Here is an 18,092-nt window from a genome sequence, read left to right as displayed (position 1 = left end):
CAACCGGAACGCAGAGAAAAGTTTTCCAGAAAACTTTTCGAATGCGCGCGCGCCCGGCGGAAAAATCTTCCGGAAGATTTTTCACGCCCTGGTCAGAGGTCGTAAACCAACCGGAACCCCTGGTGCGGCGTGGCCGTGTCCGGCGCATTCCCATGACGGGCCGCGATGCGATACCGGTAGCAATAGGAAATATGGCACAGGAACGAGCCGCCCTTTTGAAGCTTGTAGCCATCCTTGCCCCGATGCGCCGCCTGTGTCGCCTTCTTGAGCGACTTCACCCGAAACGGCTCCGCCGTCCATTCCCAGACATTGCCGACCATGTTGAAAAGCCCATAGCCATTAGGCTCAAAGGATCGGGCAGGCGCGGTCGCGATGAACCCGTCGGCCCCGGTGTTGCGGTGCGGGAACTGACCCTGCCAGATATTGCAGGGCAAAAACGTCGTGTCGTCGGGCTCCGCGTCGCCCCAGGGAAAGCGCACATCGCCAAGCCCGCCGCGCGCGGCGTGTTCCCATTCGGCCTCGCTCGGCAGCCGCCCACCGGCCCAGGTGGCAAAGGCCTGCGCGTCAGTCCAGCTGACCTGCACGACCGGGTGATCGTCGTGATAGGCCTCCGGCACCAATGGCCCGTGCGGCAATCGCCAATTGGCCCCGTCGACCATGCGCCACCATTCGGTGCCGACGACCCCTTGTGTGGGGGGCGCGTCCGGCGGCAAGAAGCTGAAGAAGACGAAGGAATTGCCGAAGCGCTCTGCCTCGGTGACATATCCGGTTTCGGCGACGAACCGGGCGAATCGGGCATTGGTGACCGTGGCGGCATCGATTGCGAAAGGCTTTATCCGTTTGCGTTTGACAGGGCTTTCGCCATCCATCGGCAGTCCGGGGCGGGCGGTGCCCACCAATGCGGTGCCACCGGGAATCGGGACCGCCTCGGCCTTGCCGCTGTCCCCGGTGCCGGGCGTCTGGGCCGGGGCAGGGGGCGCATCGCCGTCTCGGGCCGGGGCGCAGCAGGATCTGGGCGTTTCGGGATCGGTCATCGGGGCCTTCGCATGTCGCTGGCCGAAGTCATGGCGGGAATGACCGCGCGCGTCCAGCCCGGCTGTCGCTATATCCCGCCGCGCGGGGTCAGCGGAGCGCGGCTTTTGTCATTGCCGGCATCGGTGGTCTTTTTCAGCAGCGCCAGAAGCTGCGCTTTTTCATCCTCGTCGAGCCCAGACAGGATATCCCCCTGCAGATCCCGCACCACGGGCCGCACCCGCGCCAGCAGGTCCCGCCCGGCCAGTGTGACCGTCAGTACCCGCGCACGGCGGTCCCGCGAACTGACCTGGCGCGCAACGAACCCCTTCTGTTCCAGCCGGTCGATCACGCCGCCAAGCGTCGTCTGGTCATAGGCAATCGCGCCCGCAAGCGCGGCCTGCGCGATGCCCGGGCGGGCATCGATCGCCGACAGGGCCGCGAATTGCACCGGGGTCAGCTCCACCCCTTCGGCGGCCATCCGGTCCGCGAAGACCGCCACCGAGATCTGGTTCAGCCTGCGCACCAGATGCCCCGCCATGTTGTAGATCTCGACCATTTTCGACCCTCTTGTTCCAATCGCAGGATAGGCAATTGCGGGCCCAGTTGACAAGCATGCTAATAATCAGCATGCTTAGTATATCGAATCCAAGGGAGGACGCCATGGGCGAGCAATTGGGCACGTTGGAAGAGCTGCCGCAGGACTATCGTGATGACATGACCGCAGCGGGGGTTGCGCCGCTTTGGCCGATGATGCGCAACGTGTTGCCCCATGGCGCCCCCAACCCGGTGACCAGGCCGGGCCACTGGAGCTATGCCGCCGTCCGCCCCCTGCTGCTGCGTGCGGGCGAGTTGACGCCGGTCGAAAAAGCCGAACGTCGGGTTCTGGTCCTTTCCGATCCCGGTCGCGGGGCAGGGGCGATGCAGGCGACCTCCTCGATCTATCTGGGGCTGCAACTGCTGCTGCCGGGTGAAACCGCACCGGCGCATGTGCACACGCCCTCTGCCGTGCGGATCGTGGTCGAAGGCAAGGGCGGCTACACCGTGGTCGACGGGGAAAAGCTGCCGATGGAGGAGGGCGATCTGGTCCTGACCCCCGGCGGCGAATGGCATGATCACGGACATGAAGGGACCGAGCCAGTGGTCTGGCTCGACGCGCTCGACCTGCCGCTTTTCGTCTATCTCGAAGGCTCCTACGCCACCGAAGGCCCGCTTCAGGCGCAGCGAAACCGTCCGGATGCCAGCCAGGTGGAATACCTGTCCTCGGGCCTTGCGCCGAGCCGCAAACTGGGCACCGGCGCGCGCCGCTACCCGATGATGCGCTACCCCTGGGGCCGGACCGAGGCCGCGCTGAATGAAATGGCCGCCTATACCGATGGCGACTGCGCCGAACTGGACTATGTGAACCCCGAAACCGGGGTCGATGTGCTGCCCACCATGGGCTTCACCGCCATGCGGATCGGGGCGGGCCAGCGCCATGCGCCGCCGCTGCGCAGTTCCTCTGCGGCCTTCCATGTGGTCAAGGGACGGGGCAAAACCACCATCAATGGCGAAACCATCGAGTGGGGTCCGAAAGATACCTTCACCGCCCCGGTCTTCGCCGAGATCACTCATGAAGCGGGGGAAGACGCCTATCTGGTGCGCGTCCATGACCGCCCGCTTCAGGAAAAGCTAGGCTACTACGAGGAACGCGCGCGATGACCGATTATCTCTTCGACACCCCCAAGGTGCAGTCCATCCCCGTAAAGGGGGAGGTGGCCCAATACCCGGTGCACCGTATCTTCTGCGTGGGCCGCAACTATGCCGCCCATGCTGCCGAGATGGGGGTGGAGGTCGACCGCGAGGCGCCCTTCTACTTCACCAAGTCGCCGCAGGCGGTTCTGGCCAGCGGATCGACGCTGCCTTACCCACCGGGGACCGGGAATTTCCATTACGAGATGGAGCTGGTGCTGGTCATCGGCAAGCCGGTTTTCTGCGCCTCGGTCGAAGAGGCGGCATCAGCGATCTACGCCTATGGCTGCGGTCTCGACATGACGCGCCGCGACCTGCAACTGGCGGCCCGCGCCAAGCAAAGGCCCTGGGATCTGGGCAAGGATGTGGAAGGCTCTGCCGTGCTGACCGGTCTGACCAAGGCGGAGGAGATGGGCGAGATCGGCCCGCAGCGCATCCATCTGGAGGTGAATGGCGAGGTCAGGCAGGACGCTTTGCTGTCCGATCTCATCCATGGCGTGGCCGAGATCGTCGCGGATCTGTCCAAGTTCTACCACCTCGCCCCCGGCGACGTGATCATGACTGGCACGCCCGCGGGCGTCGGCCCCGTGGTGGCGGGCGACGTCATCACCGGCGGCGTGGACGGGCTCGACCCGATTTCCCTCACCATCGGCGCGCCGGAATGATCCACGTTCACGGATATTTCCGCAGCTCCTCTGCCTACCGGCTGCGCATCGCGCTGAACCTGAAAGGCGTTGCGCATGACTTTACCTCGGTGCATCTGCGCCGGGGCGGGGGGGAGCAGAAAAGCCCTGCCTTCCGGGCGCTGAACCCGCAGGCGCTGGTCCCGGCGTTGGAGGCCGACGGGCTGGTCCTGACGCAGTCGCTGGCCATCGTGGAATGGCTGGACGAGACCTATCCAGACCCCGCGCTGTTGCCATCGGACAAGGATCTGCGCGCGCAGGTCAGGGGTTTTGCCCAGGTCATCGCCTGCGACGTGCATCCCCTGCAAAATCTGCGGGTGCTGGATTATCTGGAACAGCAATTCGGCGCCGATCAGGCGGTGAAAGACGCCTGGTGCCAGCGCTGGATCGGGGATGGGTTGGAGGCGTGCGAGGCGCTGTTGGCCAAACAGAGCCACGGCGGGGCCTTCTGCTTTGGCGATACGCCGGGGCTTGCCGATATCTGCCTTGTCCCACAGGTCTTTTCTGCGGCGCGGTTCAAGCTTGATATCAGCCATCTGAAACGGGTGAACGCGGTCCATGACGCCTGTCAGGCGCTTCCCGCCTTCGCCGACGCGGCCCCCGGCCGGCAACCCGACGCGGAGCCGTAGGGCCCCGCCACAGATCACATCAGTTTCCCGAAACGGAAACCATCCCGCCCAAACTGTCAGTTTACTTGGGCGAACCGGAAAGTCATGCTTCGAGAAGGAGTGCACGACATGGCACAAGACAGGATCATCATCGCCGGTGGCGGCATTGGCGGGCTGGCGACGGCCATCGGGCTCGCGCAGAAGGGCATCCGCTCGCTGGTGCTGGAAAAGGCCCCGGAACTGGGAGAGATCGGCGCAGGCATCCAGCTTGGCCCCAATGCCTTCCACGCCTTCGACTATCTCGGCGTCGGCGACGCGGCCCGCAACATGGCGGTCTATATCGACAATCTGCGCCTGATGGATGCGATCAGCGGCAATGAGATCACCCGGATTCCGCTGGACGATGCTTTCCGCACCCGCTTCGGCAACCCCTATGCGGTGGTGCATCGCGGCGATCTGCATGGCGTCTTCCTGCGCGCCTGTATCGAGCACGATCTGGTGGAACTGCGCACCAATGCGGGCGTTGCCGATTATGAACAGGATGAAAACAGCGCAACGGCGATCTTTGAGACCGGCGAACGGGTGACGGGCAGCGCGCTGATCGGGGCGGACGGTCTGTGGTCCAATATCCGCAAGCGGGTGGTGGGCGACGGCAAGCCGCGCGTATCGGGCCACACCACCTATCGCAGTGTCATCCCGGTCGAGGACATGCCCGAGGATCTGCGCTGGAACGCCGCCACCCTCTGGGCCGGGCCGAAATGCCATATCGTGCATTACCCCCTGTCTGGCTGGAAGCTCTTTAATCTCGTGGTCACCTATCACAACGACGCGCCGGAGCCTGTGGCGGGCAAGCCTGTCAGCCATGACGAGGTGCGCCGGGGCTTCGAGCATGTGAACCCGGTTGCGCGGCAGATCATCGAGAAGGGCAGGGATTGGAAGCTATGGGTTCTGTGCGACCGCGATCCGGTGATGAACTGGCAGGACGGGCGCGTGGTGCTGCTTGGTGATGCGGCCCACCCGCAGTTGCAGTATTTCGCGCAAGGCGCCTGCATGGCGATGGAAGATGCCGTGGCGCTGGCCCACCAGATGGAGGCCTGTTCCGGCGACGCCACCCGCGCTTTCCCCGCCTATCAGGAGATGCGCCGCCTGCGCACCGCCCGCATTCAGCTGCAATCGCGCGAGATCGGGGACCATATCTACCACGCCTCCGGCGCGCATGCGGAACTGCGCAACGCGGTGATGAGCGCCCGCAGCCCCGAGGAATGGTACGACATGATCGCCTGGCTTTACGGCTCCACCGGGCTGGATGGGGCGGTGTCGTCGGAAACCCTGCGCAACAGGTGTGCATGAAACCCGTTGCGCGAGACAGAAAATTAGGTTACCGAACGGTTGGTCGTTTTATTTGAAACGAAATTGGGAGAGCATAAGCGCCGATTTAAATGGTATCGACATGAATAGTTATGTCATATATCTAAATTGGCGGAGGAAGACCTGTTCGAGATAGAATCATGTGTATCCGTGCGAAATTGCGGCTACGCTTCGGTCAAAAGGGAGGAAACCGATAATGACCATCACTCGTCGTAACCTGATGAAGACCACCGGCGCCGCCGGTATGGCCGTGATTGGCGCAACCGTTCTGCCCAAGGCAGCGCGCGCCAACGAATTCACCCTGCGCCTGCACCAGTTCCTGCCCGCGCAGGCAAACATTCCCGCGCAGGTGCTGGACCCCTGGGCCGACGCCATCGAGGAACAGTCCGGCGGCCGCATCACCGTGGAACGTTACCCCTCCATGCAGCTCGGCGGCACGCCCCCCGATCTGATCGACCAGGCCATCGACGGCATTGCCGATGTGGTCTGGACCGTGGCGGGCTATACCCCTGGCCGCTTCCCGCGCACCGAGGTGTTCGAACTGCCCTTCATGATGACCAGCGCAGGGCCGACCAGCCGCGCCTACTGGACCATGGCCGAGCGTCACATGATGGATGCCGATTTCGCAGCCTTCAAACCGATCGCCGTCTGGGTCCATGGCCCCGGCCTGATCCACTCCGCCGACCCGATCCGCACCCCTGCGGACCTCAACGGCGTCAAGCTGCGCGCACCGACCCGCGTGACCAACGCCATGTTCTCGAACCTGGGCGCCACCACCGTCGGCATGCCGGTTCCGGCAATCCCGGAAGCGCTGTCGCGCGGCGTGGTCGATGCGACCGTCATCCCGTGGGAGGTCGTGGGCATCCTGCGCGTTCAGGAACTGGTGGAAAACCACACCATCTTCCCGAATGCCTCGCTCTACACCACCTCGTTCATCTTCGGCATGAACCAGGCCTCCTATGACGCGCTGCCTGCCGACCTTCAGGCGGTGATCGACGCCAACTCGGGCGCGGACACGTCCGAATGGGCCGGTCGCACCATGCAGGAGTTTGACGAGCCCTCGCGCATGGCCGCAGAAGACCGTGGCAACAACATCATCGAACTGACCGAGGACGAGGTGAACATGTGGCGCGAAGCGGCGCAGCCCACCATTGACAACTGGGTCGCCGAGATGGACGCAGCCGGCATGGACGGCACCGGCCTTCTGGCCGAGGCCCGCGCGCTGATCGCGGAATACAGCGCCTGATCGAACCGGCCCCCGTATGCCTGAAGGCACGCGGGGGCCGTATTCTATCTGCAATGATGGGGGGGTGAGATGCCCAATCTGGTGGACCGGCTGGCCCGTGGCATGGCCGTTCTCGGTGGAATGATCCTGACCGTTCTGGTGATCCTCGTTTTCGTCAGCGTCCTTGGGCGCGGGCTGAACACGTTCGGCAATTCCGACTGGCTGACCGGCGTCGCGGGCGGCTTTGCCGAGTGGCTGATCGGCACCGGTGTCGGCCCGATCGAAGGCGATTTCGAGGTCGTCGAATCCGGCATTGCCTTCGTCATCTTCTGCTTCCTGCCCATCTGCCAGCTTTACGGCGGCCATGCGGCGGTGGATGTCTTCACCTCGCTGATGCCCACGGGCTTCAACAAGTTCCTCCAGACCCTGTGGGAAGTCGTTCTGACGGGCGTCCTAATCCTGATCACCGTGCAGCTTTATGAAGGCATGATGGACAAATACCATAACGGGCAGACCTCGTTCCTGCTGCAATACCCGGTCTGGTGGGCCTACGCTGCCAGCCTCGTCGCGGCCATCGTGACCTCTCTGGTCGGCCTCTACTGCGCCGTGGCCCGCGTGATCGAGCTGTTCAGCGGCCGCGCCATTCTTCCTGGCTCCGGGGGGGCGGTCCATTGACGATGTTCGAGCTTGGGGCCTGGTCCTTCCCCGTCCTGCTTCTGCTGATCTTCCTGCGCATGCCCATTGGCCTTGCGATGTTCCTTGCGGGCGTCGGCGGGCTGTGGATGGCCACCGGCGACACCTCGATGTTCATGGCGCGGCTGAAGACGGAAACCTTCACCACCTTTTCCAGCTATTCGCTGTCCATCGTGCCGATGTTCCTGCTGATGGGGCAGTTCGCGACCCTGTCGGGCATGTCCACGTCGCTGTTCAAGGCCGCCGAAAGCTGGCTTGGTCACCGTAGGGGCGGCGTTGCCATGGCCTCGGTCGGGGCCTGCGCGGGGTTTGGCGCGATCTGTGGATCGTCGCTGGCCACTGCCGCCACCATGGGACGCGTGGCGTTGCCCGAGCTTAAGCGCTACGGCTATTCCGGCGGCTTCTCCACCGCAACGCTGGCGGCGGGCGGCACGCTTGGCATTCTGATCCCGCCCTCGGTGATCCTGGTGATCTACGCGATCCTGACGGAACAGAACATCGCCTCGCTCTTCCTCGCGGCTCTGGTGCCCGGCATCCTCGCGGCGCTTGGCTATATCCTGACGATCTCGATCTATGTGCGGGTGAACCCCAAGGCCGCAGGCACCCGCCCGCCCGTGCCCATGGCCGAGCGCATCCGTGCGATGCTGGATGTCTGGCCGGTGATCCTTGTCTTCGGACTTGTGGTGGGCGGCATCTATCTGGGCTGGTTCACCCCGACCGAGGGCGCGTCCGTCGGGGCGTTCGGCACCGGGCTGATTGCCTTTTTCAACGGCACGCTCACATGGAAAGTGTTCAAGGAAAGCATCATTGCCACCGCCATCGGCACCGCGATGATCTTCTTCATCGTGCTTGGCGCGCATCTCTATAACGGGTTCCTCGCGCTCAGCCAGGTGCCGCAGACCCTGTCGGAATTCGTGTTGGCGCAGGGCTTTTCGCCTTGGATGATCCTTGCCCTGATCCTGATCTTCTACCTCGTCTTCGGCTGCCTGATGGACTCGCTGTCGATGATCCTTCTGACGATCCCGATCTTCTTCCCGGTGATCTCGGTTCTGGATTTCGGCCTTGTCGACATGATCGGCCTGCAAACCGTCCGGCTGGAGGCGGCGATAGCCCAAGGGCTGGATGCGGCGCCAGAGCTGATACGACAGGCGCAGGATCTGCTGGCGGCAGGGACCGAGCTGACCCGCGACCAGTTCCGCGAATTGGGCATGCGCCCGGTCACCGAATACCAGCTGGAGGACGTGGCCACGACCAGAACCGCGATCTGGTTCGGCATCCTCGTGCTGATCGTCGTCGAGGTCGGGCTGATCACCCCGCCGGTTGGCATGAACCTCTTCATCATCAACGCAATGGACCGGGAAACGCCGATGGTCGAGACCTACAAGGCGGTGATGTATTTCGTCACCTCCGACCTGGTGCGCGTGGTGATCCTGGTGCTGTTCCCGGCGATCACGCTGTTTTTGCTGCCGCTTTAGGCGGTCTCGGACCCCCGGTTCCCTGGTGCCGGGGGTTCTTGTGTCGCATATCGTTATGTGACATAACTATTATGGAATGAAAGAGAAAGGCAACGCCCATGCGCATTCAGGATCAGGTGGCCATCGTCACGGGTGGCGGATCGGGGCTCGGGGCTGCAACCGCGCGGCACCTGGCCGGGCAGGGGGCGCAGGTGGCGATCCTCGACTATGACGGCGCGCGGGCCGAGGCTGTCGCGGCAGAGATCGGCGGCATCGCCGTGCAGCTTGACGTGGGCAACGAACCCGCCGTCGGCGCGGCAGTGGAGCAGGTGGCGGAGCAACTCGGCCAAGCCGCCCGGATCGCGGTCAACTGCGCCGGCGTGGGCCTTGCGGCGCGGATCGTCGGGCGCGAGGGCAAGCTGTCCTTCGACGTGTTCGAACGTACCCTGCGCGTCAACCTGTTCGGCACCTACAACGTGATGAGCCACGCCGCCCGGCTGATGACCGACCTTGACCCGACCGAGACCGGCGAACGCGGTGTCATCGTCAACACCGCCTCGGTTGCCTATCAGGACGGGCAGGTGGGGCAGGCGGCTTACGCGGCCTCCAAGGGCGCGATTGCCGCCATGTGCCTGCCCGCCGCACGAGAATTTGCCAAGCAGGGCATCCGCGTCATGGCCATCGCACCGGGGCTTTTCCACACCCCGATGATGGAGGGCCTGCCGGAAGAGGTCACCGCCCAGATCACCGCGAACATTCCCTTCCCGGCGCGGCTCGGTCAGCCGCAGGAATATGCGCTGATGGCCGCCCAGATCATCGAAAATCCCTATCTCAACGGCACCACGATCCGCCTCGATGGCGCGGTCCGGCTGCCCCCGCGCTGAAGGTTCCCCATGTCCGACATTCTGAAGATCGAGATCGAGGAGGGCATCGCCACCCTCACAATGAACCGCCCCGGCAAGCGCAACGCCATGTGCGATGAGTTGCTGCACGCCATCGACGCCTTTTTCTCGGCCCCGCCCGAGGCGGTGAAGGTGGTGATCCTGACCGGGACCGAAGGGCATTTTTGCTCTGGCCTTGACCTGTCGGAGCACCAGCAACGCGACGCCGAAGGAACCATGCGCCATTCGCGCGGCTGGCACGCGATCATGGACAAGATCCAGTATGGCGGGCTGCCGGTGGTTTCGGCCATGTTCGGCGCGGTCATTGGCGGCGGGCTGGAACTGGCCACCTCGACCCATGTGCGCATTGCCCAGCCGTCGACGATCTTCCAACTGCCCGAAGGCAAGCGCGGCATCTATGTGGGGGGCGGCGCGTCCGTGCGTGTCGGGCGCATCCTCGGTGCCGACCGCATGGTCGAGATGATGCTGACGGGCCGCAAATACAGCGCGGACGAAGGGCTGGCCCTTGGCCTCACCCATTACAGCGTGGGGGAAGGCGAGGCCCTGCCCATGGCGCGCAGGCTGGCCAAGCAGATCGCGTCCAACGCGCCCCTGTCCAATTACATCATGATCCAGGCGATTTCCCGTATCGAGGATATGGCCAAGGCCGACGGGCTCTTCACCGAAAGCCTCTGCGCGGCGCTGACCCAGACCAGCCCGCATGCGCTGGAGGGCCTTCAGGCCTTCCTGCAAAAACGCGACCCGAAGTTCGGATAAGGCCATGAGCAAGCCCAACCCCGCCCCACCTGTCGTTACCCGCGTATCCGACGCCACACTGCGCGGCTTCGTCGGCTACCACATGAAGCGCGCGTTCAACGTGGTGCAGGCCGATCTGGCCACGACGCTGAAACCCTTCGACCTGCGCATGATCACCTATTCGGCGCTTGTCCTGATCGTCGACAATCCCGGCCTGCGCCAGTCGCAACTGGCGGATGCGATGGATATCGAGCGGCCCAACCTCGTCGTCATCATCGACGAATTGGAGCGCCGCGACCTGATCCTGCGAGAGAAGGTGCCGACCGACCGGCGCGCCTATGCGTTGGTGCCGACGCTGGCCGGACGGCAGCTCTGCGCCCGCGCCATCGAGGCGGTGAAATCCCATGAGGCGCGGCTGCTTCAGGGGGTGGGCATGACGGAATACGCGCAGGTTCTGGACGTTCTGCGCCGGATCGAGGCCAAAGGCACAAAGGAATGACTGCCATGAAGCGCACAACCGATTTCCTGCCCCATGCCGTGACGCGAACCGTGCGGGCCGATGGGTCGATCCTGCTGCATTCGGACATTCCGCTTGGGCCGGTGATGCGGCGCACCGGTGACTGGCTGCACCGTTGGGCCATCGAAGCGCCCGACCGCGTGTTCCTGGCCGAGCGCAGCGGCGCGGGCTGGCGGACCGTGACCTATCGCGAGGCGCTGCAACAGGTCAGGGCGCTGGCCGAAAGCCTGCTGGCGCGCGGGCTGGACCAGGATAGCCCGATCCTGATCCTGTCCGGCAATGGGGTGGATCATGGGCTGCTGTCGCTGGCTGGCCAATACGCGGGTGTGCCCACGGTGCCGGTGGCCGAGCAATATTCGCTGATCCACGGCGCCCATGGCCGCCTGCGCCACGCGGTCGACCTTGTCCGCCCCGCCATGGCCTATACCGTCGATGCGGCGCAGTATGGCGAGGCGCTGGAGCTCGACTGTTTCGACGGGGTGGAGATTGTCGCGAGCCACACCCATGGCCGCCCCGGCGTGACGGCGTTCGAGACGCTGTTGCAGGGCGATGACAGCACCGATATCGACGCCGCTTTCGACGCGGTGACGCCCGCGACCGTCGCCAAGATCCTGATGACTTCGGGCTCCACCTCCTCGCCCAAGGGGGTGCTGACGACCCAAGGCATGATGTGCGTGAACCAGACACAGCTGGCCGACGCCCTTCCGATGCTGCGCACCCGCCCGCCGCGCATCGTCGACTGGCTGCCGTGGAACCATGTCTTCGGCGGCTCGCATAATTTCAACATGATGCTGGCCAATGGCGGGTCGCTCTATATCGACGACGGCAAGCCGGTGCCGGGGCTTTTTGAGCGGACGGTGGAAAACCTGCGCCTGATGACCGGAACGCTCAGCTTCAACGTGCCCGTGGGCTACGGGATGCTTCTCAAGGCGCTGAAGGCCGACGAGGCGCTGCGCCGCCGCTTCTTCGAGGATCTCGACCTGATCTTCTATGCCGGCGCGTCCCTGCCGCAGGAGGTCTGGCAGGGCTTCGAGGCGATGGCGATGGAGGTGAAGGGCGAGGTGCCGCTGATCACCACCAGCTGGGGCCTGACGGAAACCGCGCCCGCCGTGATGCTGCAGCATGAGCCGATTGACCGCTCGGGCGTTGTCGGTGTGCCACTGCCGGGCTGCACGGTGAAGCTGCTGCCGGACAGCGATATGCGCTGCGAGGTGCGGGTGAAGGGGCCCAATGTGATGCCCGGCTATTTCGAAGCGCCCGAGAAAACGGCGGAGGCCTTCGATGAGGACGGGTTCTTCCTGACCGGCGATGCGATGGTCTTCGTGGACCCCGACGACCCCAACAAGGGCATGAAGTTCGACGGGCGCATTTCCGAGGATTTCAAGCTGCTGACGGGCACCTGGGTGCGCGCGGCACAGCTACGCATCGACATGCTGGCCTGCCTGTCGCCGCTGGCCGCTGATCTCGTGATCACCGGGGCGGATCGCGACGAGATCGGGGTCATGATCTTCCCCAACATGGGCGAGCTACGGGCCGAGGGCTTCTCGGATGCCGCTGAAGGCGGCGCGCTGTCGGACAAGGCGCTGCTTGGCGAGATCCACCGCCGTCTGGCCGAACGCGCCCGCGAGATCAGCGGCAGTTCCACCCGCGTCGCCCGCGCCATCGTTCTGGCCGAACCGCCATCGATGCCCGAGGGCGAGATGACCGCCAAGGGCAACCTCAATTTCCGCAAGGTGCTGACCCGGCGGGCCGATCTGCTGGCCCGGCTTTACGCGGACAGCGACGCTTGCGTCACCACGATCTGAAGGGCCAAACCCATGGTAGACCTGACCAAAATCCGCGCCATCGACATCCACACCCATGCCGAGGAACCCTGCGGCTGCCATGCCGATGACGGCTATGACGACCTGCAGGCCACCATGGCTCAATACTTCCGCGCCCCGTGGCAGCACCCGCCGACCGTGCCCGAAACGGCCCAACATTACCGCGAACAGAACATCGCCGCGGTGATCTTCCCCGTCGATGCGGAACGCGAGACCGGCTACCGGCGCTACAAGAACGAGGAAGTGGCGGAGCTGGCCGCCGAGAACAGCGACGTGCTGATCCCCTTCGCCTCCATCGACCCGTGGAAGGGCAAGATGGGCGTGCGCGAAGCCAAACGCCTGATGCGCGATTTCGGTATCAAGGGGTTCAAGTTTCACCCCACGATGCAGGGTTTTTATCCCAATGACCGCATCGCCTATGACCTCTACCGCGCGATCGAGGATGAAGGCGGCATCGCCCTTTTCCACACCGGGCAGACGGGCGTGGGCAGCGGCATGCCCGGCGGCAACGGGATGCGGCTGAAATACTCCAACCCGATGTATATGGATGACGTGGCGGTCGATTTCCCCGATCTCAGGATCATCCTCGCTCACCCCTCCTTCCCCTGGCAGGAGGAGGCGCTCGCCGTCGCGCAGCACAAGCCCAATGTCTATATCGACCTGTCGGGCTGGTCGCCGAAGTATTTCCCCGAGATCCTGGTGAAATACTGCAACTCGATCCTTCGCAAGAAGGTGCTCTTCGGCTCCGACTGGCCGATGATCACGCCCGAACGCTGGCTTGCGGATTTCGAGAAGATCGCCATCAAGGAAGAGCTGCGCCCGGACATCATCAAGGGCAATGCCGCGCGGCTTCTGGGGCTGGAATGATGGAGCCCCCGCGCCTGACGCCCTTTTGCACGCTCCATGTCGAGCTTGGCCCCCTGCAGGAAATGGGGCCGGGCCGCGCTGGGCAGCGGCGGATCATTCCGATCACGGGCGGCACGGTCACGGGGCGCATCGAAGGCGCTATCCTCAATCTCGGCGCGGACTGGCAGACGATCTTTGCCGACGGGGCCGCCGATATCGACACGCGATACGCGATGGAAACCGATGACGGCGCGCTGATCGAGATCGTCAACAAAGGCGTTCGCCACGGCCCGGCGGAGGTGATGGACCGGCTGGCGAAGGGCGAGGCCGTGGACCCCGCCGACTATTATTTCCGCACCACCGCAAGGCTGGAAAGCGGCGACCCGCGTTACCAATGGGTCAATCACCTTATCCTCGTCGGAAACGGGGCGCGCGGCGCGGCGGGCGTCGAGATGCATCTTTTCGCCGTGGAGTAACCCGGATGAAACCCTTCACCGCCCCATTGGACGACATCCTGTTCACGCTGACCCATGTGGCGGGCGCGGACAGCGCCCCCGGTTGGGATGCCGACATGGCGCGCGAGATCGGAAGCCATTTCGCGGCTTTCGCGGAAGGCGAGATTGCGCCCCTCGATGAACCGGGCGACCGGCAGGGCTGCCGCCTTGAAAATGGCCGCGTGCGGATGCCTGACGGCTTCGGCGCGGTCTACAAATCCTATGCCGAACAGGGCTGGCCTGGCCTCACCGCGCCCGAGGTGCATGGCGGGCAGGGCATGGGCGCGCTCATGCTTGCGATCACATCGGAAATCTTCTCCGGCGCGAACCATTCCTTGCAGATGGTCACCGGCCTTGTGCCCGGCGCGGTGCGCGTGCTGACCCGCTTCGGCACCGACGACCAACAGGCCCGCCATATTCCGGGCCTTGCCTCGGGCGAGACACTCGCCACCATGTGCCTGACGGAACCGGGCGCGGGATCGGACCTCAGCCGCATCCGCTGCCGGGCCGCGCAGAGGGGCAATGGCTGGCAGATCAGCGGCGAGAAAATCTTCATCTCCGGCGGTGATCAGGACATTAGCGAGGAGATCCTGCACCTCGTCCTCGCCCGCACCTCGGATAATGGCGTGAAAGGCCTGTCGCTCTTCCTCTGCCCGTCCACGAAGGCAGACGGCACGCGCAACACCGTCACCGTGACCCGGATCGAGGAGAAGATGGGGCTTCACGCCTCGCCCACCTGTCAGCTGGCCTTCGACAGCGCCGAGGCGGAGCTAATCGGGGCCGAAGGGCAGGGGCTCATGGCCATGTTCACCATGATGAACCACGCCCGCGCCGACGTGGCGCTGCAAGGCGTGGCCCATGCCGCGCGTGCCTATGATGTGGCAAGCGCCTATGCCGCCGAACGCCAGCAAGGTCGCACACCCGACGGCAGCCCCGCAACGCTCGCCGATCACGCCGATGTGCAGCGCCTCCTGACCGAGATCGACGCGCTGGCCATGGGGGGGCGCGCGATCTGCCACCTGGCTTGCGTTGCGATGGAACGGGGCGACGCGCCCGATCTGGTCGAAATCCTGACGCCTGTGGCCAAGGTTGCCTGCACCGAGGGGGGCATGCGCGCCGCCGAACTGGGGATGCAGGTGCTTGGCGGCTATGGCTACCTGTCCGAATACCGGCTGGAACAGACCTATCGCGACGCGCGCATCACCGCGATCTATGAGGGCGCGAACGCCATCCACGAACGGATGCTCGCCACCCGGCTTCTGACCGGTGCGCCGGGGGCGGCGTTTGATGCCTTCCTGCAAGGCGAGGATCATGGCGGGTTGCTGCCGCTCTGGCAGCGGGCCCGCGACCATCTGCATAAGTCGGAAGACCCGACGCCGCTGGCCCATGATGTCATGGCGCTCACGATCCAGACGCTTCTGGCGGCGCTCTTCGCCCGGATCGCAAAGGCCGCGGATCATCACCCCGACCCCGCGCGGATCAGGCGGCTGGCCGACGAAGGGATCCGCACCGCCCGCTGCTTTGCCCCGGCGCATGCCACCAGGCTGGGGCTCTGACCCTTTCAGCTTGGTGAAAATACCTCGGGGGAGTCGCCGACAGGCGACGGGGGCGGAGCCCCCTTGCTGAACAGAATCGCGGCCCGCAAGGGCCGCGCGGGTCGACGTGCCGAAGGCACGGCGAAATCGCGGTTTCATCTGCACGACCGGTGTACAGGGGGTGTACGGGGGGTGTACGCGTGGTGCCCCCCTCAATTCGCCGGTGCAGCCAGCCCCAGAATCGCCCGCGCCTGCTGCCAGCTGGCCACCGGACGCTCGTATTTCTCGCACAGCTCCACAGCCCGCGCGACCAGCGCCGCGTTGGAAGGGGCGAGCCTTTCGCGGTCGAGCCGCATGTTGTCTTCCAGCCCCGTGCGTGCGTGGCCGCCCGCGGCAATCGCCCATTCATTTACCACGATCTGGTTGGGTCCGATCCCGGCGGCGCACCAGGGCGCGTCCTCTCCAAAGAGCCGCTTCACGGTGCGGATGTAGAAGTCGAACACCTCGCGGTCCACCGGCATGGCGTTCTTCACGCCCATGACGAACTGCACATAGGGCGTGCCTTGCAGTTCGCCCCGGTCCTGCATCAGTTTGGCCTGAAAAATATGCGACAGATCAAAGGCTTCTATCTCGGGCTTCACGTTGTACTTGATCATCTCCGAGGCCAGCCATGCGACCAGATCGGGCGGGTTTTCATAGACCCGCGTGGGGAAGTTGTTCGACCCCACCGACAGAGACGCCATGTCGGGGCGCAGCGGCAGCATCCCGCCCCGCGCCTGTCCCGCGCCGGACCGGCCGCCGGTCGAGAGCTGCACGATCATGCCGGGGCAATGTGCGTGCAGCCCTTCCATCAGGCGCCCGAATTTCTCGGGGTCGCTGGTGGTCGTCCCGTCATCGTTCCTGACATGGCAATGGGCAATGGTCGCGCCCGCCTCGAACGCCTCTTGCGTGCTTTCGATCTGTTCCGCAACGGTGATCGGCACCGCAGGATTGTTGGCCTTGGTGGGGACCGATCCGGTGATCGCCACGCAGATGATGCAAGGGTTTGACATGTCGTGTTTTTCCATTCTGAAAGGCCCGCCGATCCTGCCGCCGGGCCGGGCATTCGTCAAATGTCGAAGAAGACGGTTTCTTCCTCGCCCTGCAGCCTGATGTCGAACCGATAGACCGTTTGCCCGTCGCGTTCCGTGCGCCTGGCGATCAGCGTGGCGCGGCGGCGTTCCCATTCGATCAGGTTCAGCACCGGATCGGCGGCGTTGGCTTCAGCCTCATCCTCGAAATAGAGCCGCGTATTCAGCCCGATATTGATGCCGCGCGCCACGATCCACAGGTTGATATGCGGGGCCTGGGTTCCGACATTGCGGCCCCTTGTGCAGCCCGGCTTGACCGTGTCGAACCCCCATTCTCCAGTGGCGAAATCGGTGATCACGCGGCCCCAACCGCGAAAGCCCTCTTCCACCTCGCCGCCGCCCTCGGGATGCGCATAGATGCCATCGGCATTGGCCTGCCAGGCCTCCAGCAGCACATCCTTGACCGGGCTGCCGGTGCCGTCGATCACGATACCCTCAACGCGGATACGCTCGCCCCTGGCATTGGGTCCGGCGATGTCCCAGCCCAGTTCCTGCCTGTAGATGTCAAAGCCCGCCGCGCCGGGGGCAAGCCCGATATGAACGTAGGGACCAGCGGTCTGCGAGGCGGTTTCCTTCAGGTAGTCAAGCGATTGGGTCATCAGTTCCCCTCCAGCCGGTTCTCGAACATCGTCGAGCGGCGTCCGCGCAGCACGATGTCGAACTTGTAGGCGATGGAATCGAGCGGCACCGACGCATTCTTGTCGAGTGCCGCGATCAGCTGCCCGATGGCGGCCTTGTCGCGGATCGTGTTCACGATGGGGCAGGTGGCAATCAGCGGGTCGCCCTCGAAATACATCTGGGTGATCAGCCGCTGTGCGAAAGCGTGACCGAAGATCGACAGGTGGATATGTGCCGGTCGCCAGTCATTGACCCAGTTGCGCCACGGGTAGGCGCCGGGCTTGACCGTGCGGAAGAAGTAATAGCCGTTCTCATCCGTCAGGGTCCGCCCGCAGCCACCGAAATTCGGGTCGATCGGCGCAAGATAGGTGTCCTTCTTGTGTCGATAGCGCCCGCCCGCATTGGCCTGCCAGACCTCGACCAGCGTGTTCGGCACGGGGCGGCCGTTTTCATCCAGCACCCGGCCATGGACGATGATCCGTTCCCCGATGGGGCTTTGACCCGGCTGTGCGTAGTTCTTGATCAGGTCGTTATCGAGCGGGTCCACATCGTTGTGGCCGAAGGTCGGGCCGGTGATCTCGCTGACCGAGTTCTGTAGCGAGATCAGCGAATATTGCGGGCTGCGCGTGACGCTGGTCTTGTAGTCCTTGTCATAGGCGGGGGGATGCCACATCCGGTCCCGCTGATAGTATTCGCCTGGCTTGGTCATTGCGGCGCTC

General features: G+C 64.6%; 19 protein-coding genes. 14 read left to right on the top strand and 5 right to left on the bottom strand.

The window, feature by feature from the left end:
• Window positions 1–92: 92 nt before the first annotated feature.
• Both RBB16_RS06680 and RBB16_RS06675 read right to left on the bottom strand, forming a co-directional pair.
• The gene (locus tag RBB16_RS06680) at window positions 93–1,034 is read right to left on the bottom strand and encodes a formylglycine-generating enzyme family protein (RefSeq protein WP_306045423.1); all 942 of its coding nucleotides are present in this window, start codon (window positions 1,032–1,034) and stop codon (window positions 93–95) included.
• A gap of 68 nt (window positions 1,035–1,102) precedes the next feature.
• Window positions 1,103–1,570: a MarR family winged helix-turn-helix transcriptional regulator gene (locus RBB16_RS06675; protein WP_306045422.1), complete on the bottom strand. Its 468-nt coding sequence runs from the start codon at window positions 1,568–1,570 to the stop codon at window positions 1,103–1,105.
• A gap of 104 nt (window positions 1,571–1,674) precedes the next feature.
• Here RBB16_RS06675 and RBB16_RS06670 point away from each other — a divergent pair, with 104 nt between their 5' ends.
• From RBB16_RS06670 to RBB16_RS06605, 14 genes are all read left to right on the top strand, one after another.
• On the top strand, window positions 1,675–2,712 hold the full coding sequence (locus RBB16_RS06670; RefSeq protein WP_306045421.1) for a cupin domain-containing protein: 1,038 nt from the start codon (window positions 1,675–1,677) through the stop codon (window positions 2,710–2,712).
• Entirely contained in the window at window positions 2,709–3,407 is a 699-nt protein-coding gene (locus RBB16_RS06665; RefSeq protein WP_306045420.1) for a fumarylacetoacetate hydrolase family protein, read from the top strand. The genes RBB16_RS06670 and RBB16_RS06665 overlap by 4 nt, the downstream gene beginning before the upstream one ends.
• Entirely contained in the window at window positions 3,404–4,054 is a 651-nt protein-coding gene (maiA, locus tag RBB16_RS06660) for a maleylacetoacetate isomerase (RefSeq protein ID WP_306045419.1), read from the top strand. Before RBB16_RS06665 ends, maiA begins: the two co-directional genes overlap by 4 nt.
• A 108-nt stretch (window positions 4,055–4,162) precedes the next feature.
• Window positions 4,163–5,383, top strand: coding sequence for a 3-hydroxybenzoate 6-monooxygenase (locus RBB16_RS06655; protein WP_306045418.1), 1,221 nt, complete (start codon window positions 4,163–4,165; stop codon window positions 5,381–5,383).
• Between the two features lie 214 nt (window positions 5,384–5,597).
• Complete coding sequence (locus RBB16_RS06650) at window positions 5,598–6,647, top strand: TRAP transporter substrate-binding protein (RefSeq protein WP_306045417.1); 1,050 nt, start codon at window positions 5,598–5,600, stop codon at window positions 6,645–6,647.
• Between the two features lie 69 nt (window positions 6,648–6,716).
• Complete coding sequence (locus RBB16_RS06645; RefSeq protein WP_306045416.1) at window positions 6,717–7,301, top strand: TRAP transporter small permease; 585 nt, start codon at window positions 6,717–6,719, stop codon at window positions 7,299–7,301.
• A 2-nt stretch (window positions 7,302–7,303) separates the two neighbouring features.
• A complete protein-coding gene (locus RBB16_RS06640) occupies window positions 7,304–8,794 on the top strand; it encodes a TRAP transporter large permease (protein WP_371931220.1) in 1,491 nt (496 codons plus the stop codon).
• 98 nt (window positions 8,795–8,892) lie between these two features.
• Entirely contained in the window at window positions 8,893–9,657 is a 765-nt protein-coding gene (locus tag RBB16_RS06635; protein ID WP_306045414.1) for an SDR family NAD(P)-dependent oxidoreductase, read from the top strand.
• A 9-nt stretch (window positions 9,658–9,666) separates the two neighbouring features.
• A complete protein-coding gene (locus tag RBB16_RS06630) occupies window positions 9,667–10,431 on the top strand; it encodes a crotonase/enoyl-CoA hydratase family protein (RefSeq protein ID WP_306045413.1) in 765 nt (254 codons plus the stop codon).
• Between the two features lie 4 nt (window positions 10,432–10,435).
• Window positions 10,436–10,909: a MarR family winged helix-turn-helix transcriptional regulator gene (locus RBB16_RS06625; protein WP_071691440.1), complete on the top strand. Its 474-nt coding sequence runs from the start codon at window positions 10,436–10,438 to the stop codon at window positions 10,907–10,909.
• Window positions 10,910–10,914: 5 nt separating this feature from the next.
• Window positions 10,915–12,732 (top strand): feruloyl-CoA synthase, encoded by a 1,818-nt coding sequence (locus tag RBB16_RS06620; RefSeq protein WP_306045412.1) that lies wholly within the window; start codon window positions 10,915–10,917, stop codon window positions 12,730–12,732.
• Window positions 12,733–12,744: 12 nt separating this feature from the next.
• The gene (locus RBB16_RS06615) at window positions 12,745–13,617 is read left to right on the top strand and encodes an amidohydrolase family protein (RefSeq protein WP_306045411.1); all 873 of its coding nucleotides are present in this window, start codon (window positions 12,745–12,747) and stop codon (window positions 13,615–13,617) included.
• Window positions 13,614–14,072: a DUF3237 domain-containing protein gene (locus RBB16_RS06610; RefSeq protein WP_306045410.1), complete on the top strand. Its 459-nt coding sequence runs from the start codon at window positions 13,614–13,616 to the stop codon at window positions 14,070–14,072. The genes RBB16_RS06615 and RBB16_RS06610 overlap by 4 nt, the downstream gene beginning before the upstream one ends.
• A gap of 5 nt (window positions 14,073–14,077) precedes the next feature.
• Complete coding sequence (locus RBB16_RS06605; RefSeq protein ID WP_306045409.1) at window positions 14,078–15,646, top strand: acyl-CoA dehydrogenase family protein; 1,569 nt, start codon at window positions 14,078–14,080, stop codon at window positions 15,644–15,646.
• Window positions 15,647–15,837: 191 nt separating this feature from the next.
• Here the strand turns inward: RBB16_RS06605 and RBB16_RS06600 are convergent, their stop codons facing one another.
• Genes RBB16_RS06600 through pcaH form a run of 3 tightly spaced genes read right to left on the bottom strand, consistent with a single transcriptional unit; the run spans window position 15,838 to window position 18,082 of the window.
• Window positions 15,838–16,677 carry a 3-keto-5-aminohexanoate cleavage protein gene (locus RBB16_RS06600; RefSeq protein WP_306045408.1) on the bottom strand — a complete coding sequence of 280 codons (840 nt, stop codon included), beginning with the start codon at window positions 16,675–16,677 and terminating at the stop codon, window positions 15,838–15,840.
• Window positions 16,678–16,733: 56 nt separating this feature from the next.
• Window positions 16,734–17,354: a protocatechuate 3,4-dioxygenase subunit alpha gene (gene pcaG, locus RBB16_RS06595; protein ID WP_306045407.1), complete on the bottom strand. Its 621-nt coding sequence runs from the start codon at window positions 17,352–17,354 to the stop codon at window positions 16,734–16,736.
• Window positions 17,354–18,082, bottom strand: coding sequence for a protocatechuate 3,4-dioxygenase subunit beta (gene pcaH, locus RBB16_RS06590; protein WP_306045406.1), 729 nt, complete (start codon window positions 18,080–18,082; stop codon window positions 17,354–17,356). Before pcaH ends, pcaG begins: the two co-directional genes overlap by 1 nt.
• Window positions 18,083–18,092 lie beyond the last annotated feature (10 nt).

The sequence above is a fragment of the Nioella sp. MMSF_3534 genome (assembly GCF_030732985.1).
Lineage (GTDB): Bacteria > Pseudomonadota > Alphaproteobacteria > Rhodobacterales > Rhodobacteraceae > Nioella.
The sequence above is the reverse complement of the archived record's forward strand: the minus strand, read 5'-3'. Positions and strand labels throughout refer to the sequence as shown.

Bases quoted from the DNA above. Each gene is read 5' to 3' on its own strand.
- RBB16_RS06670 (WP_306045421.1), top strand. From the start codon at position 1,675: ATGGGCGAGCAATTGGGCACGTTGGAAGAGCTGCCGCAGGACTATCGT.
- RBB16_RS06680 (WP_306045423.1), bottom strand. From the start codon at position 1,034: ATGACCGATCCCGAAACGCCCAGATCCTGCTGCGCCCCGGCCCGAGAC.
- RBB16_RS06630 (WP_306045413.1), top strand. From the start codon at position 9,667: ATGTCCGACATTCTGAAGATCGAGATCGAGGAGGGCATCGCCACCCTC.
- maiA (WP_306045419.1), top strand. From the start codon at position 3,404: ATGATCCACGTTCACGGATATTTCCGCAGCTCCTCTGCCTACCGGCTG.
- RBB16_RS06675 (WP_306045422.1), bottom strand. From the start codon at position 1,570: ATGGTCGAGATCTACAACATGGCGGGGCATCTGGTGCGCAGGCTGAAC.
- RBB16_RS06620 (WP_306045412.1), top strand. From the start codon at position 10,915: ATGAAGCGCACAACCGATTTCCTGCCCCATGCCGTGACGCGAACCGTG.
- pcaG (WP_306045407.1), bottom strand. From the start codon at position 17,354: ATGACCCAATCGCTTGACTACCTGAAGGAAACCGCCTCGCAGACCGCT.
- RBB16_RS06605 (WP_306045409.1), top strand. From the start codon at position 14,078: ATGAAACCCTTCACCGCCCCATTGGACGACATCCTGTTCACGCTGACC.
- RBB16_RS06635 (WP_306045414.1), top strand. From the start codon at position 8,893: ATGCGCATTCAGGATCAGGTGGCCATCGTCACGGGTGGCGGATCGGGG.
- RBB16_RS06625 (WP_071691440.1), top strand. From the start codon at position 10,436: ATGAGCAAGCCCAACCCCGCCCCACCTGTCGTTACCCGCGTATCCGAC.
- pcaH (WP_306045406.1), bottom strand. From the start codon at position 18,082: ATGACCAAGCCAGGCGAATACTATCAGCGGGACCGGATGTGGCATCCC.
- RBB16_RS06640 (WP_371931220.1), top strand. From the start codon at position 7,304: ATGTTCGAGCTTGGGGCCTGGTCCTTCCCCGTCCTGCTTCTGCTGATC.
- RBB16_RS06600 (WP_306045408.1), bottom strand. From the start codon at position 16,677: ATGTCAAACCCTTGCATCATCTGCGTGGCGATCACCGGATCGGTCCCC.
- RBB16_RS06610 (WP_306045410.1), top strand. From the start codon at position 13,614: ATGATGGAGCCCCCGCGCCTGACGCCCTTTTGCACGCTCCATGTCGAG.
- RBB16_RS06645 (WP_306045416.1), top strand. From the start codon at position 6,717: ATGCCCAATCTGGTGGACCGGCTGGCCCGTGGCATGGCCGTTCTCGGT.
- RBB16_RS06650 (WP_306045417.1), top strand. From the start codon at position 5,598: ATGACCATCACTCGTCGTAACCTGATGAAGACCACCGGCGCCGCCGGT.
- RBB16_RS06655 (WP_306045418.1), top strand. From the start codon at position 4,163: ATGGCACAAGACAGGATCATCATCGCCGGTGGCGGCATTGGCGGGCTG.
- RBB16_RS06665 (WP_306045420.1), top strand. From the start codon at position 2,709: ATGACCGATTATCTCTTCGACACCCCCAAGGTGCAGTCCATCCCCGTA.
- RBB16_RS06615 (WP_306045411.1), top strand. From the start codon at position 12,745: ATGGTAGACCTGACCAAAATCCGCGCCATCGACATCCACACCCATGCC.